General features: G+C 69.9%; 15 protein-coding genes. 8 read left to right on the top strand and 7 right to left on the bottom strand.

Annotation, left to right across the window (positions count from 1 at the left end):
• Nucleotides 1–18: 18 nt before the first annotated feature.
• Complete coding sequence (locus WT97_RS23645; RefSeq protein WP_060354529.1) at nt 19–1833, bottom strand: autotransporter assembly complex family protein; 1815 nt, start codon at nt 1831–1833, stop codon at nt 19–21.
• Between the two features lie 247 nt (nt 1834–2080).
• On the opposite strand from WT97_RS23645, the gene WT97_RS23640 reads away from it, so the two are divergent.
• The 4 genes from WT97_RS23640 to panD all read left to right on the top strand — a co-directional run bounded on the left by WT97_RS23640 (nt 2081) and on the right by panD (nt 4678).
• Nucleotides 2081–2269, top strand: coding sequence for a DUF3460 family protein (locus tag WT97_RS23640; protein WP_009692996.1), 189 nt, complete (start codon nt 2081–2083; stop codon nt 2267–2269).
• A 4-nt stretch (nt 2270–2273) separates the two neighbouring features.
• Nucleotides 2274–3146 (top strand): ScpA family protein, encoded by an 873-nt coding sequence (locus tag WT97_RS23635; protein WP_012329011.1) that lies wholly within the window; start codon nt 2274–2276, stop codon nt 3144–3146.
• Nucleotides 3147–3406: 260 nt separating this feature from the next.
• Complete coding sequence (gene panC / locus WT97_RS23630; RefSeq protein ID WP_060354528.1) at nt 3407–4246, top strand: pantoate--beta-alanine ligase; 840 nt, start codon at nt 3407–3409, stop codon at nt 4244–4246.
• 45 nt (nt 4247–4291) lie between these two features.
• On the top strand, nt 4292–4678 hold the full coding sequence (panD, locus tag WT97_RS23625) for an aspartate 1-decarboxylase (RefSeq protein ID WP_059504814.1): 387 nt from the start codon (nt 4292–4294) through the stop codon (nt 4676–4678).
• Between the two features lie 191 nt (nt 4679–4869).
• On the opposite strand, the gene WT97_RS23620 is transcribed toward panD, so the two are convergent.
• The 4 genes from WT97_RS23620 to WT97_RS23610 all read right to left on the bottom strand — a co-directional run bounded on the left by WT97_RS23620 (nt 4870) and on the right by WT97_RS23610 (nt 7962).
• On the bottom strand, nt 4870–5529 hold the full coding sequence (locus WT97_RS23620; RefSeq protein ID WP_059504812.1) for a ParA family protein: 660 nt from the start codon (nt 5527–5529) through the stop codon (nt 4870–4872).
• 147 nt (nt 5530–5676) lie between these two features.
• Complete coding sequence (locus WT97_RS23615; protein WP_060354527.1) at nt 5677–6090, bottom strand: DoxX family protein; 414 nt, start codon at nt 6088–6090, stop codon at nt 5677–5679.
• 149 nt (nt 6091–6239) lie between these two features.
• Entirely contained in the window at nt 6240–6377 is a 138-nt protein-coding gene (locus WT97_RS34660) for a hypothetical protein (RefSeq protein WP_179949805.1), read from the bottom strand.
• Between the two features lie 82 nt (nt 6378–6459).
• The gene (locus tag WT97_RS23610) at nt 6460–7962 is read right to left on the bottom strand and encodes a cobyric acid synthase (protein WP_060354526.1); all 1503 of its coding nucleotides are present in this window, start codon (nt 7960–7962) and stop codon (nt 6460–6462) included.
• A gap of 75 nt (nt 7963–8037) precedes the next feature.
• On the opposite strand from WT97_RS23610, the gene cobU reads away from it, so the two are divergent.
• From cobU to WT97_RS23590, 4 genes are read left to right on the top strand one after another with little or no spacing between them, the layout of a single operon-like run.
• Entirely contained in the window at nt 8038–8592 is a 555-nt protein-coding gene (cobU, locus tag WT97_RS23605; RefSeq protein ID WP_059504806.1) for a bifunctional adenosylcobinamide kinase/adenosylcobinamide-phosphate guanylyltransferase, read from the top strand.
• Nucleotides 8586–9530: an adenosylcobinamide-phosphate synthase CbiB gene (gene cbiB / locus WT97_RS23600; RefSeq protein ID WP_060354525.1), complete on the top strand. Its 945-nt coding sequence runs from the start codon at nt 8586–8588 to the stop codon at nt 9528–9530. The genes cobU and cbiB overlap by 7 nt, the downstream gene beginning before the upstream one ends.
• The gene (cobD, locus tag WT97_RS23595) at nt 9523–10542 is read left to right on the top strand and encodes a threonine-phosphate decarboxylase CobD (protein ID WP_060354524.1); all 1020 of its coding nucleotides are present in this window, start codon (nt 9523–9525) and stop codon (nt 10540–10542) included. Before cbiB ends, cobD begins: the two co-directional genes overlap by 8 nt.
• Nucleotides 10539–11465, top strand: a complete 927-nt coding sequence (locus WT97_RS23590; RefSeq protein ID WP_060354523.1) for a cobalamin-binding protein — start codon at nt 10539–10541, stop codon at nt 11463–11465. Before cobD ends, WT97_RS23590 begins: the two co-directional genes overlap by 4 nt.
• A gap of 103 nt (nt 11466–11568) precedes the next feature.
• Here the strand turns inward: WT97_RS23590 and cobC are convergent, their stop codons facing one another.
• Together cobC and WT97_RS23580 are read right to left on the bottom strand one after the other, a co-directional pair.
• Nucleotides 11569–12153, bottom strand: coding sequence for an alpha-ribazole phosphatase (gene cobC, locus WT97_RS23585; RefSeq protein ID WP_059795794.1), 585 nt, complete (start codon nt 12151–12153; stop codon nt 11569–11571).
• Complete coding sequence (locus tag WT97_RS23580) at nt 12138–12890, bottom strand: adenosylcobinamide-GDP ribazoletransferase (protein WP_060354585.1); 753 nt, start codon at nt 12888–12890, stop codon at nt 12138–12140. The genes cobC and WT97_RS23580 overlap by 16 nt, the downstream gene beginning before the upstream one ends.
• Between the last annotated feature and the right edge of the window lie 4 nt (nt 12891–12894).

Here is a 12894-nt window from a genome sequence, read left to right as displayed (position 1 = left end):
GTCAATAGGACGGCGGGTTCAGAAAGCGATGCCGAGCGTCAAATACGGGCGCACGCTGTGGTTGCGCAACCCGTACGCGACGTCGACGTTGATCGGGCCGACCGGGCTGCGCCAGCGCGCACCGACGCCCACGCCCGGGTAAAACACGCGCTCGCCCCACGCATCGGTCGCGGTGCCGATGTCGAAGAACGTCGCGGCGCCCCAGTCGCGGTTGAACCAGTGCTGGTATTCGGCCGTGCCCGTCACCAGGTACTTGGTCGGCAGAACGGAGCCGTCGACGCTGTTGCCGATGCTCTGGTAGCCGTAGCCGCGCACCGAATTCGAGCCGCCGGCGCGGAACAGCAGCGACGCCGGCACGCCGGTCGAGCTGCCGCTGGTAAACACGCCGCCGAGCTCCGCGCGGAACACGAACAGGTCGCGCTTGCCGATCGGCAGGTACTGCTGCCCGCGCGCATAGCCGCGGATGAAGGTTTCGTCGGCCAGCGCGCCCTTGACCGCGAAGCCGGCCTCCGCGTGAATCAGGTTGCCCGAGCGCGGAAACAGCGGATCGTCGACGTTGCGGCGGGTCCACGCCCATTGCGGCACGAGCGCGCGGCTCGTGGTCGGCCCCGCGCCGTTCTGGTCGAGCCGGTCCTGGTAATACATCAGCGAATACGAATAGTCGATGAACTGGCCGGTGCGCGTGCGCTGCACGCCGACCCGCGCACTGTAGATACGCGTGTCGGACACGTTGGTGTTCGTGTACGACGCGAGCACGCTGTTGGTCCAGCCCTTCTCGCCCGGCGGCATCGACAGCTGGACCTGCCCGTACTGCTGGATCTGGTCGAGCCGGCCCGACACGGTCAGCGGCCACGCGGCGCCGAAGGTGTCGAGATACGTATAGGAGCCTTGCACGTGCGGCCCCGTATCGGTGGCGAAGCCGACGCCGCCGCGGATGTTGTTGTACGGGAACTCGCTGACCTTCACGTGCACGGGCGTGCGCTCGGGCTTCGACGTATCGTCGCCGACGTCGATCGCGACGCTCGCGTAGTACGGCGTGTTCTGCAACTGCCGCTGCAATTCGTTGATCCGCCGCACGTCGTAGATCTCGCCTTCCGACAGCGGATTGACGTTCGTGACGATCTTTTCCGGATAACGGCGCACGCCGTCGACGTCGACCTTGCCGATCGTGAACGTCGGGCCGCTGTCGAACGTGACCGCGAGCGTCGCGCGGCGCGTGCGCGGATCGATGCGCGCCTCGGACGACGCGATCTTCGCGCCGAGATAGCGGCGCGCCTGCAATTGCCGGAGCGCCGCACTCTTCGCGTCGTCCCAGTCGGACTGCGTGAACGGGTCGCCCGGCTTCATCGAGAACGCGAAACGGGTGGCCGTCTCCTGCGCCGGATCCTCCGTTTCGACGGACCCCTTGAACGCCAGGTCGACCGTCGACACGACGGTCTGCTTCCCCGGGTCGACCGCGATGCGCACGTCGCGCTTGCCGTCGCGGGTGCGCACGTCGGTACGCACGACCGGCGAGAAATAGCCGGCCGTCGCGGCCAGGTCGCGCACCTGCTGCGGCGTGGCGGTCACGAGGAAGTCGAACTGGTCGTCGCTGATGTCGTCGCGCTTGGCGAAGCGGGCGATATCGAGATGGGTCTTGAGGAGCTTGCGGATCGAGCGCGGCGCGTCGATGTCGACGTCGTACTTCGCATGGGCCGGCAGCGCGAAGCACGCGGCCAGGCAACCCGCGAGGGCCGCCCGCGCGACGCGGGCCGCGGCGCCGGCGCGATCGCGTGCCGCGCGCGGGCCCGCGTCATGCGCCGTGTGTGCTTGCTGGTTCGACTGCCCCGCCAAATATGACCTCGCCGTCCTGGATCGTTACGGTTTCGTGGAAAACCCTGTATTTGACCACAGGGCGCGGGCGTCGCAGCCAAACGATTGTGAAAGAATGCCAGCGCCCGACAGGGCCGCCGCCCAATGCCCGCCGGCACCGCCCGCGGTTTCGACGCGCGATTGGCGCCGGCTGTTCCCCGCGATGCGGTAAAATCCCGCCATCGCGAATCCGGCGCATCGTGCGCCTCCCGAAACGGAAGATCCAGCCATGCCGTACCAGTCCGACGTCACGCAGTTCCTGAACCAGCTCAAGCAGCAGAAGCCGACGCTCGAGGAAGAGCAACGCAAGGGCCGTTCCCTGTTGTGGGACAAGCAGCCGATCGATCTCGACGAGCGCGCCGAGCAGCAGGAATCGCGCGTGAAGCAAACGCCGTACGTCTACTACCAGAACTTCTGACGACGTGAGCGCCGCCGACGAGGCCAGCGCCGCCCGGCAGGACGACGCGATCGCCGCGCCCGCGGGCGCCGATTCGACGCCCGACACGGTCGACGGTGTCGCGGCCTTCGCTCGCCTGTACGGCGAGCCGCTCTTCAAGCTGCCGCAGGATCTCTACATCCCGCCCGACGCGCTCGAAGTGTTCCTCGAGACGTTCGAAGGCCCGCTCGACCTGCTGCTGTACCTGATCCGCAAGCAGAACTTCAACGTGCTCGACATCCCGATGGCGCAGGTCACCGCGCAGTATCTGGGCTACGTCGACCAGATCCGCACGTCGAATCTCGAGCTGGCGGCCGAATACCTGCTGATGGCCGCGATGCTGATCGAAATCAAGTCGCGGATGCTGCTGCCGGTCAAGAAGGCCGACACCGGCGAGGAAGCCGAGGATCCGCGCGCCGAACTCGTGCGCCGGCTGCTCGAGTACGAGCAGATGAAGCTCGCCGCGCAGCGGCTCGACCAGTTGCCGCAACTCGGCCGCGATTTCCTGCGCGCCGAGGTATATATCGAGCAAAGCGTCACGCCGCGCTTTCCCGACGTGAATTCGGACGATCTGCGCGCCGCGTGGGCGGACGTGCTCAAGCGCGCGAAGCTCGTCCAGCATCACAAGATCTCCCGCGAGGAGTTGTCGGTGCGCGAACACATGAGCCTGATCCTGCGCCGGCTGCAGAACGCGCGCTTCATGGAGTTTGCCGACCTGTTCGACACGTCGCGCGGCGTGCCGGTCGTCGTCGTGAACTTCATCGCGATGCTCGAACTCGCGCGCGAATCGCTGCTCGAGATCACGCAGGCCGAGCCGTTCGCGCCGATCTACGTGCGCCTCGCGTACCTGCCTGCGTAAGGGCCGCCCCCCGCCGCTTCCCGTTCCCGGTTCGTTCCGACGCTCGCCGCTGCGCCGCGGCGGACGACCGTCCGGCGGGTGTTCGGCACACCCCGATAAAAAGTGAACGATCGTTCTTTTATCGGTGCGTGCCGCGGCCAAATCCTCTACAATCCGCCGACGCCCGATGCGCCGCCCGCGCGCCGGCGTTCTCCGCTTCGACCCCGACGCCGCTGCCGCGGCGTCAACGCGCGCCTGCGCGAGGAACCCGTTACCCGATCATGAAAGTCATCAGCTCGATCCAGGAACTGCGCGACCAGCTGCGCGGACAGAACCGCACGGCGTTCGTGCCGACGATGGGCAACCTGCACGAAGGGCACCTGTCGCTGATGCGTCTCGCGCGCCAGCACGGCGACCCGGTCGTGGCGAGCATCTTCGTCAACCGGCTGCAATTCGGCCCGAACGAGGATTTCGACAAGTATCCGCGCACGCTCCAGGACGATATCGAGAAGCTGCAGCAGGAAAACGTGTACGTGCTGTTCGCGCCGACCGAGCGCGACATGTACCCGGAGCCGCAGGAATACCGCGTGTTGCCGCCGGACGATCTCGGCGGGATTCTCGAAGGCGAATTCCGTCCGGGCTTCTTTGCCGGCGTGTGCACGGTGGTCACGAAGCTGATGTCCTGCGTGCAGCCGCGCGTCGCCGTGTTCGGCAAGAAGGACTACCAGCAGTTGATGATCGTGCGCCGGATGTGCCAGCAGCTCGCGCTGCCGGTCGACATCGTCGCGGCCGAAACCGTGCGCGACGAGGACGGCCTTGCGCTGTCGTCGCGCAACCGCTACCTGACGACCGACGAGCGCAAGGAAGCGCCCGAACTGGCGAAAACGCTGCAGCGCGTGCGCGACAGCGTGCTCGGCGGCGAACGCGATCTCGGCAAGCTCGAGCGGCACGCGCACACGCACCTGGCCGAACGCGGCTGGCTGCCCGACTACATCGCGATCCGCCGCCGCGCGAACCTGATCGCACCGAGCGCCGCCGAACTCGAAGCCGGCGAGCCGCTCGTCGTGCTCGCGGCCGCGAAGCTCGGCGCGACGCGCCTCATCGACAACCTGGAAATCTGACGGGCTGCCCGCCCGCGCCTCTCACGACGCCTCACCGGAGACACCATGCAGCGCCACATGCTCAAATCGAAGATCCACCGTGCGGCGGTCACGCACTGCGAACTGCATTACGAAGGTTCGTGCGCGATCGACGAAGACCTGCTCGAAGCGGCGGGCCTGATCGAAAACGAACGGATCGACATCTGGAACATCAACAACGGCGAACGCTTCTCGACGTACGCGATCAAGGGCGAGCGCGGCAGCGGGATGATCTCGCTGAACGGCTCGGCCGCGCGCCGCGCGCAGCTCGGCGACCTCGTGATCATCGCGGCGTTCGCGATGGTCGACGAAGCCGAACTGCAGGCCGGCTGGAAGCCGAAGCTCGTGTTCATCGACGACGGCAACCGGATCAAGGGCCATCGGGACCACGTGCCGACGCAGAGCTGGAGCTGATCCGCGCGGCCGCCGGCGTGTCGTGACACGCCGGGTGTCGCCGCGATGCGGCGGGCGCCCGGCGGCCAACACCGAGCCGCCACATACGTACGGAGGGCCTGATTCGGCGCGATGCCGGATCAGGCCCTTTGTCCGTTTGACGGAATCCGCCGCGCGCTCGCCGTCTGCGGCGCGGCCCGCGCGCGAGCGGGTCAGGACGCTTTCGCGGCCTTCTCGGCCTTCGGCATGCGGCGCTCGGCCCATTCGACGATCGGCCGCCACTGTTCGAGATCCTTCTCGACGCGGCTTTTCGCGACATCCCACAGCGTCAGGCCGTGCGCGGCGATCTGCACGTAGTTCTGCGTGTCGCGCACGTAGCCGAGCACCGGCAGACCGAGCCCTTCGACGAACCGGTGCAGTTGATCGGACGAGCGCGTGCGGGCGTCGACCCGCATCCCGACGATCCCGACCTCGACGCCGCCCTTGCGCACGGCCTTCTCGCCCGCGAGGCGCTCCAGAAACTGCTGGGTCGCGAGAATATCGAACATCGACGGCTGCAGCGGCACGATCACCTTGTCGGCCAGTTGCAGCGCGACGTTGAGCCGCGTGCCGTGCAGGCCGGCCGGCGTATCGATCACCGCATATTCGAGGCCGCGCGGCGGCTTCGACGGCGCGTCCGGATCGAGATCCCACGCCTCGATCGTCGGCAAGCCGGCCGGCCGCAGGTCGAGCCACGCATGCGCGGACTGCTGCCGGTCCAGGTCGGCCAGCGCGACCCACGCGCCCTGCGCCGCGAAATAGCCGGCTAGATTGGTGGACAGCGTGCTCTTCCCCACGCCGCCCTTCGGATTCGCCACCACGATGACCGTCATGAATTCCCCCGAAAAAGCCGCGCGGCGCCGGCCGCATGGCAGGCGCCGCTCGATTGCGGATACAGGGAGCGATGATATCGGCAAACGGGGTGTCACCGGAACCGGTCGCAGCGAACCGCGAACCGCTTTCGTGCGCGTTCGTTCACATTACGCGGGCCGGTCCGCGGCCTCCGCCGCGCCGATCGCGAACGCGCCGCCGCCCAGCAGGGCCTGCACGGCCAGCGTGACGGCCCAGAACGCCGGATATTCCCAGCCGCCGTGCGGCGACGAGAAGCTCCAGCCGTTCGGCAGATGCGCGGCGAGCGCGCCGAGCATGAACGGCAGCAGCACCAGCGCGGCGATGCGCACGCGGAACCCCGCGAGCAGCGCCAGCCCGCCCGCCAGTTCGACGAACGTGGTCGGGTACGCGAGCCAGCCCGGCAGGCCGATCGACGCGAAGAACTGCGCGGTGCCGGGCAGCGTGAAGACGAATACTTTCTGCGCGACGTGCGCGAGGTACAGCACGCCGAGGGCGACGCGCAGCAGCGTCGCGGCGAAATCGTTCAGGCGGTTGGCGTTCATGACGGCTTCCTTCGGGAGTGGATGGGAATGGATCGCACTCTATTCGAATCGATTCGACCGATAAACACGCCATGTCGCTTAAATTGATTCCATTTCGGAACGAATAGAAGCGAAAAAAAGGGCATGACCGATCATGCCCTCCGTCCTGCTCAGTAACCGCTCTTGCCTTGCGTTGCATCGCCGCCGGACTGGCCGCCGCCCGGCGCATACGAATCGCACGCATGCGCCGCCGACGACGCGCCCAGCAGCGCCGCAAGCAGCACGCCCCACCACCACCGAACCTTCATCGTCGCCCTCCTTCGGGCGGACCTCCGCCCTCCTCCGTTGTACGCGATCGGACGGAAAAAGCGAGGGCGGACCGGCTCGCCGTCACCGAAACTCGGCGTACAGCGCGTCGAGGTCGAGATGCACGGCGAACGTGTCGGCCAGCCGCTCGAGGGAAGCCTCGCGCAGCGCCGGGTAGTCGATGCGCGCCGCCCCGTCGAGCCCCGCCCAAGCGAGCAGCGCCGTGCAGGCGTCGGGCGCGTCGAACAGCCCGTGCACATAGGTCGCGAGGATCTGGCCGTCGGCCGACATCGCGCCGTCGGGACGCACGCCATCCTGCGCGGCATCGGCGGCCAGCGTCAGCGCGGGCGTCGCGAGCGCCGGCCCGCGCGTGTCGCCCATGTGGATCTCGTAACCGCGCACGGCCGCCTCGCCCGGCAGCGCGAGTTGCCCGGTCACGTTCTTCAGCGTCTTGTCGGGTTGCAGCGTCGTGTCGAAATCGAGCAGCCCGAACCCCGGCACGCTGCCGGGCGCGCCCTCCAGGCCGAGCGGATCCTCGAGCGTGCGGCCGAGCATCTGCATGCCGCCGCAGATGCCGATCACCTTGCCGCCGTAGCGCAGATGACGCCGGATCAGCGCTTCCCAGCCCGCGTCGCGCAACCACGCGAGGTCGCGCTGCACGCTCTTCGAACCCGGCAGGATCAGCAGGTCGGCGTCGGGCACGGGGCCGCTCTTCCAGTACGTGAACTCGACCTGCGGATGCGCGCGCAGCGGGTCGAAATCGGTGTGGTTGCTGATGCGCGGCAGCGCGGGCACGACGACGCGCAACACGCCGGCATCGCCGCGTGCGGCGGCGCTGCGCGCCTGCGCGGGCAGCATGTCCTCCGCGTCGAGCAGCAGCCCGTGCAGGTACGGCAGCACGCCGAACACCGGCTTGCCCGTCCGGGCGCGCAGCCAGTCGAGCCCGGGTTCGAGCAGCGCGAGGTCGCCGCGGAAGCGGTTGATCACGAAGCCGCGCACGCGCGCGCGCTCGCTGTCCGACAGGCAGGCGAGCGTGCCGACCAGATGCGCGAACACGCCGCCGCGATCGATGTCGGCCACGAGCACGACCGGGCAGTCGACGCGCTCGGCAAACCCCATGTTCGCGATGTCGCCGTCGCGCAGGTTGATCTCGGCCGGACTGCCGGCGCCTTCGACGATCACCGTGTCGTACCCCGCCCGCAGGCGCGCATACGATTCGAGTACCGCATCGAACGCGACCGGCTTGTAGTCGTGATACGCCCGCGCGTCGAGGTTCATGCGCGCCTTGCCGTGAATGATCACCTGCGCGCCGCGGTCGCTCGTCGGCTTCAGCAGCACCGGATTGAAATCCGTATGCGGCGCGACGCCGGCGGCCAGCGCCTGCAACGCCTGCGCGCGGCCGATCTCGCCGCCGTCGACCGTCACCGCGCTGTTGAGCGCCATGTTCTGCGGCTTGAACGGCGCCACGCGTGCGCCGCCGCGGCGCGCGAGGCGGCACAGGCCCGCGACGAGCGTGCTCTTGCCCGCGTCGGACGTGGTGCCCTGGATCATCAGCGTGCCGCGCGGCCGCGGCTCGGGTGCATTCATCGTGTCAAAGGTCGTCGCGAAGCAAAGGCGGCATTATCGCCCGCGGCGGGTCGCGCGCGCCGTTACAATCACGCGATGATTCCGCACGACCTCACCTTCGTCCTCGGCGGCGCGCGCTCGGGCAAGAGCGCGCATGCCGAGCGGCTCGCCGCCGACAGCGGCCGCCCCGTCACCTACATCGCGACCGCGACCGCCGCCGATGCCGAATTCGCGCAGCGCATCGCGCATCATCGCGCACGCCGGCCGGCCGCCTGGGGGTTCGCCGACGCACCCGTCGATCTCGCCGGCACGCTCGCGCGGCTCGACGATCCGCACGCGTGCCTGCTCGTCGACTGCCTGACGCTGTGGCTCACGAACCTGCTGTGCCCCGCCGAAGGCGAACCGCTCGACGACGCGCAGTACGCGGCGCACGTCGAACGGCTCGAGCACGCGTTGCGCGGCGCACGCGCGAAGGTGATCGTCGTCAGCAACGAGATCGGGCTCGGCGTCGTGCCGCTCGGGTCGGTCACGCGCCGCTACGTCGACGAGCTCGGGCGCCTGAACCAGCGCGTCGCCGCGCTCGCGACGCGCGTCACGCTGCTGGTTGCGGGGCTGCCGCTCGACCTCAAGACGGGCGCGCAGCCATGCTGATGTTGTCGCTGCCCGTCGTCGCGATGCTCGCGGTCGCGGCCGCGATCGTCGACCGCGCAATCGGCGAGCCGGCCGGCTGGCATCCGCTCGTCGCGTTCGGCCGCGTCGCCGCGCGCATCGAAGCCGCGCTGAACACGGGCCGGCGCGGCCGCCTCGTCGGCGTCGCCGCATGGCTCGCGGCGGTCGTGCCGCCGGTGGCCGTCGCGGCATGGCTCGTCTGCGTGCTGCCGTGGCCGTTCGCGGCTGCGCTGCACGTCGCGCTGCTGTGGTTCGCGCTCGGCGCGAAGAGCCTCGCCGACCACGTCGCGCCGATCGCCGCCGCGCTGCTGCGGCGCGACCTCGACGCGGCGCGCACGCTGACCGCACGCATCGTGTCGCGCGACACCGGCAGCGCGGACGAAGGCGCGCTGTCGCGCGCGGCCGTCGAATCGGCGCTCGAGAACGGCAACGACGCGATCTTCGGCGCGCTCTTCTGGTTCGTCGTCGCGGGCGGTCCCGGCGCGTTGCTGTTCCGGCTCGCGAACACGCTCGACGCGATGTGGGGCTATCGCACGCCGCGCTTCCTGACCTTCGGCTGGGCCGCCGCACGCATCGACGACGCGCTGAACTGGATGCCCGCACGCCTCACCGCCGCAAGCTACGCGCTGCTCGGCGACACCGCCGCCGCGTGGCGCTGCTGGCGCACGCAGGCGCGCCACTGGGACAGCCCGAACGCAGGCCCCGTCATGGCCGCGGGCGCCGGCAGCCTGAACGTGCAGCTCGGCGGCCCGGCCGTCTATCACGGCGAGCTCGAGAATCGTCCGATGCTCGGCACCGGCGCCACGGCGACTGCCGTCCACATCGTCGCCGCGCTGTCGCTCGTCACGCGCACGCTCGCCCTGTGGCTCGCGCTGCTGGTCGCGAGCGGCGCACTCGTCATGGCCACCCATCATGTCTGATTCATCCATCGCGCACGGCGGCAACCTGCACGAAGCCGCCCGCCGTCACGGCATTCCGTACGACGCGTGGCTCGACCTGTCGACCGGCATCAATCCGGCGGGCTTCCCGGTGCCGCCCGTCCCGGCCGACGCGTGGCGCCGGCTGCCCGACGACGGCGACGGCCTCGCGGCCTGCGCCGCGCAGTACTACCACGCGCCCGATGCCGCGCACGTGCTGCCGGTCGCCGGCAGCCAGGCCGCGATCCGCGCGTTGCCCGGGTTGCTGCCGGCCGGCGACGCCGGCGTCGCGGCGCTCGCGTACGGCGAATATGCGCCCGCGTTCGCGCGCCACGGCCATCGTGTCGTCGCGCTGGACATCCGCGCCGATACGCTGCCCGCGACGCTGCGCCACGTTATCGTCGGGAATCCGAACAATCCGACCGCCGAGTTCGTGCCGACCGCGCGCCTGCTCGGCTGGCATGCGCAACTGGCGACACGCGGCGGAACGCTGATCGTCGACGAAGCGTTCGCCGATACGGGCGCCGCGCCATCGCTCGCATCACAGGTCGATCGTCCGGGCCTCGTCGTACTGCGCTCGGTCGGCAAGTTCTTCGGGCTCGCCGGGATTCGCGCGGGCTTCGTGCTCGCATGCCCCGACCACGTCGTCGCGTTGCGCGACAGGCTCGGCGCGTGGACGGTCAGCGGCCCCGCACGCCACGCGGTCGCCGCGGCGTTCGCCGATCGCGCATGGCAAGCTGCCGCCCGCGAGCGGCTCGCGGCCGACGGCGAACGACTGTCTGCGCTGCTGCGCGCACACGGCTTCGCGGTTCGCGCAACGCCGCTCTTCAGCTGGACCGACGATCCGCGGGCCGCGGCGCTGCATGCGGCGCTCGCGGCGCGCGGGATCTGGACACGGCACTTCCCGAACTCGTCGAGCATGCGCGTCGGCCTGCCGGGCAGCGAAGCCGAATGGCGGCGCCTCGGCGACGCGCTTGCGCATTGCGTGCCGCTGCTGCAGCAGGCCTCGGCATGAGGCCACGCCTGTTCCGCCCGTTCCGCCGGCTCGCACCGGCCGCACTGCTGGCGGCGCTCGCTCATGCGCCGCTCGTCCACGCCGATGTCGCGACGCGCGACGACGCCGGCAATACGGTCACGCTGCCCGCGCCCGCGCAGCGCGTGATCAGCCTCGCGCCGCACGCGACCGAGCTCGTCTACGCGGCCGGCGGCGGCGCGAAGCTCGTCGGCACCGTCACGTACAGCGACTATCCGGCCGCCGCGCAAGCGGTGCCGCGCGTCGGCGACAACAAGGCGCTCGATCTCGAACGAATCGCCGCGTTGAAGCCCGACCTGATCGTCGTCTGGCGGCACGGCAACGCCGAGCGGCAGACCGATGCACTGCGCGCGCTGCACATCCCGCTGTTCTTCAGCGAACCGAAGCATCTCGACGACGTGCCGTCGTCGCTGCGCCGGCTCGGCACGCTGCTCGGCACGCAACCGATCGCCGATGCCGCCGCGGCGACCTTTGTGCGCGACCTCGCGGCACTACGCGCACGCTACGCGGCACGCCCGCCCGTCACGCTGTTCTTCCAGGTGTGGGACCGCCCGCTGACGACGCTCAACGGCACGCACCTGATCGACGAAGTATTCGAACTATGCGGCGGCCGCAACGTATTCGCATCGCTCAAGCCGCTCGTGCCGACCGTCACCGACGAGGCCGTGCTCGCGGCGAATCCGGAAGCGATCGTGACGACGAGCGCGGGGGCGACCCGTTCGACCGAACCGCTGCCGAGCCTCGCGCGGTGGCGTGCGTGGCCCGCGCTGACGGCCGTCGCGCGCCACAACCTGTTCGCGATCGACGGCGATCTGCTGACGCGGCCGTCGCCGCGGATCGTTCAGGGCGCAGCCGCGCTGTGCGAGGATCTGGATGCCGCTCGTGCGCGGCGGCCGGCGCGCTGATTGCCAGCGGCTGGCGCATTCGTCGCGCACCGATGCCGGATGCGTGCGGCGCCCGAAGCAAATGGATCGTGCGCGGCGTCGTTCATTGCGGACGCACGTGCGCCTATGCGTCCCAGTGCACGACTTCCCATGCTCGCGCGTCGCCGTTCGTGCGCAGCCAGACGGCCCCGCCCGTCGGCACGGGCCGCGACAGCAGCGTGTCGAACGGCACGCGCAAGACATGCGACGCGAACGCGCGGATCACGCCCGCATGCGTGACGACCCAATGCGCGCCGCCGAGCGCCGCAATCGTATCGGCCTGCCGCGCGACCCGTTCGACGAATCGCGCCACGCTTTCTCCGCCGTGCGCGCAGGCATGCATCAGGTCGGCCGCCCACGCATCGAGTGCCGCGCGGTCGATATCGTCCCAGCGCTGCATCTCCCATGCGCCGAAATCCATTTCCTGCCAGTCGGCATCGCGCCGCAGCGGCACGTCGAATGCCCGCGCGAGCCGTTCGGCAATCGACGCGCAACGCGCGAGCGGGCTCGTCCAGACCCGTTCGGGTAACGGCGCGCCGAGTGTCGACAGATGCGCACGCACGGCCTGCGCGCCGCCGTCGGCCGATGCGGCGAGCGGCACGTCGCTGCGCCCGTAGCAGATGCCCGGCTCGATGCCGACGGCCGGATGACGGATCAGGACGATGTCCATCCGAGCACCACGAGATAGATCGCCAGCTCGCCCAGTTGCTGCGCGAAACCGAGACAGTCGCCCGTATAACCGCCGATCCGCTTCACGAAATAGCGCGCGAGCCATGCACGCACGAGCACGAGCACCACGCACGCGGCGACGCCCATGCGCCAGTCCGGCCAGAACAGCCACGGCATCCCGAACGCCGCCGCGATGCATGCCGCGCGGGCGCGCATGCGTTGCGCCACCGGCTTCGCCTTGCCTTCGGCTCGCACGTAGTCGAGCGACATCAGCAGGCTCACGGCCATCGCGCGGCTCGCCGCATGCGCGGCGATCATCGTCCATGCGGCGCGCAACGGCAGCATCGACGTCAACGCCCGCCATTTCAGCCCGAGCGCGATCACGAGCGCGACCGCGCCGAACGTGCCGATCCGCGAATCGTGCATGATGCGCAGCACGTCGTCGCGCGTGTAGCCGCCGCCGAACGCATCGCAACTGTCGGCAAGGCCGTCTTCGTGGAATGCGCCGGTCGCGAGCAGCGTCGCGGCCATCGACAGCCCGACCGCGATCGACGCGGGCAGCGCGCGCAGTGCGACGAGATAGACCAGCGCGCCCCATGCGCCCACGCACGCGCCGACGAGCGGGAAATAACGCGCGGCCTGGTCGAGGTCGCCGGCCGCGTAGCCGATCGAGCGCGGCACGGGCACGCGCGTGAAATAGCCGAGCGCGACGAAGAAGTAGCGCAGTTCGGCCCGCATGCCG

The organism is Burkholderia sp. MSMB1459WGS (assembly GCF_001534535.1).
Taxonomy (GTDB): domain Bacteria; phylum Pseudomonadota; class Gammaproteobacteria; order Burkholderiales; family Burkholderiaceae; genus Burkholderia.
The sequence above is the reverse complement of the archived record's forward strand: the minus strand, read 5'-3'. Positions and strand labels throughout refer to the sequence as shown.

What these genes read in the sequence shown, in the direction of transcription:
- WT97_RS34660 (WP_179949805.1), bottom strand. Translation starts at nt 6,377, where the DNA reads ATGAAGGTTCGGTGGTGGTGGGGCGTGCTGCTTGCGGCGCTGCTGGGC.
- WT97_RS23590 (WP_060354523.1), top strand. Translation starts at nt 10,539, where the DNA reads ATGAGGCCACGCCTGTTCCGCCCGTTCCGCCGGCTCGCACCGGCCGCA.
- WT97_RS23610 (WP_060354526.1), bottom strand. Translation starts at nt 7,962, where the DNA reads ATGAATGCACCCGAGCCGCGGCCGCGCGGCACGCTGATGATCCAGGGC.
- cobU (WP_059504806.1), top strand. Translation starts at nt 8,038, where the DNA reads ATGATTCCGCACGACCTCACCTTCGTCCTCGGCGGCGCGCGCTCGGGC.
- panC (WP_060354528.1), top strand. Translation starts at nt 3,407, where the DNA reads ATGAAAGTCATCAGCTCGATCCAGGAACTGCGCGACCAGCTGCGCGGA.
- WT97_RS23615 (WP_060354527.1), bottom strand. Translation starts at nt 6,090, where the DNA reads ATGAACGCCAACCGCCTGAACGATTTCGCCGCGACGCTGCTGCGCGTC.
- WT97_RS23620 (WP_059504812.1), bottom strand. Translation starts at nt 5,529, where the DNA reads ATGACGGTCATCGTGGTGGCGAATCCGAAGGGCGGCGTGGGGAAGAGC.
- cobD (WP_060354524.1), top strand. Translation starts at nt 9,523, where the DNA reads ATGTCTGATTCATCCATCGCGCACGGCGGCAACCTGCACGAAGCCGCC.
- WT97_RS23580 (WP_060354585.1), bottom strand. Translation starts at nt 12,890, where the DNA reads ATGCGGGCCGAACTGCGCTACTTCTTCGTCGCGCTCGGCTATTTCACG.
- WT97_RS23640 (WP_009692996.1), top strand. Translation starts at nt 2,081, where the DNA reads ATGCCGTACCAGTCCGACGTCACGCAGTTCCTGAACCAGCTCAAGCAG.
- cobC (WP_059795794.1), bottom strand. Translation starts at nt 12,153, where the DNA reads ATGGACATCGTCCTGATCCGTCATCCGGCCGTCGGCATCGAGCCGGGC.
- panD (WP_059504814.1), top strand. Translation starts at nt 4,292, where the DNA reads ATGCAGCGCCACATGCTCAAATCGAAGATCCACCGTGCGGCGGTCACG.
- cbiB (WP_060354525.1), top strand. Translation starts at nt 8,586, where the DNA reads ATGCTGATGTTGTCGCTGCCCGTCGTCGCGATGCTCGCGGTCGCGGCC.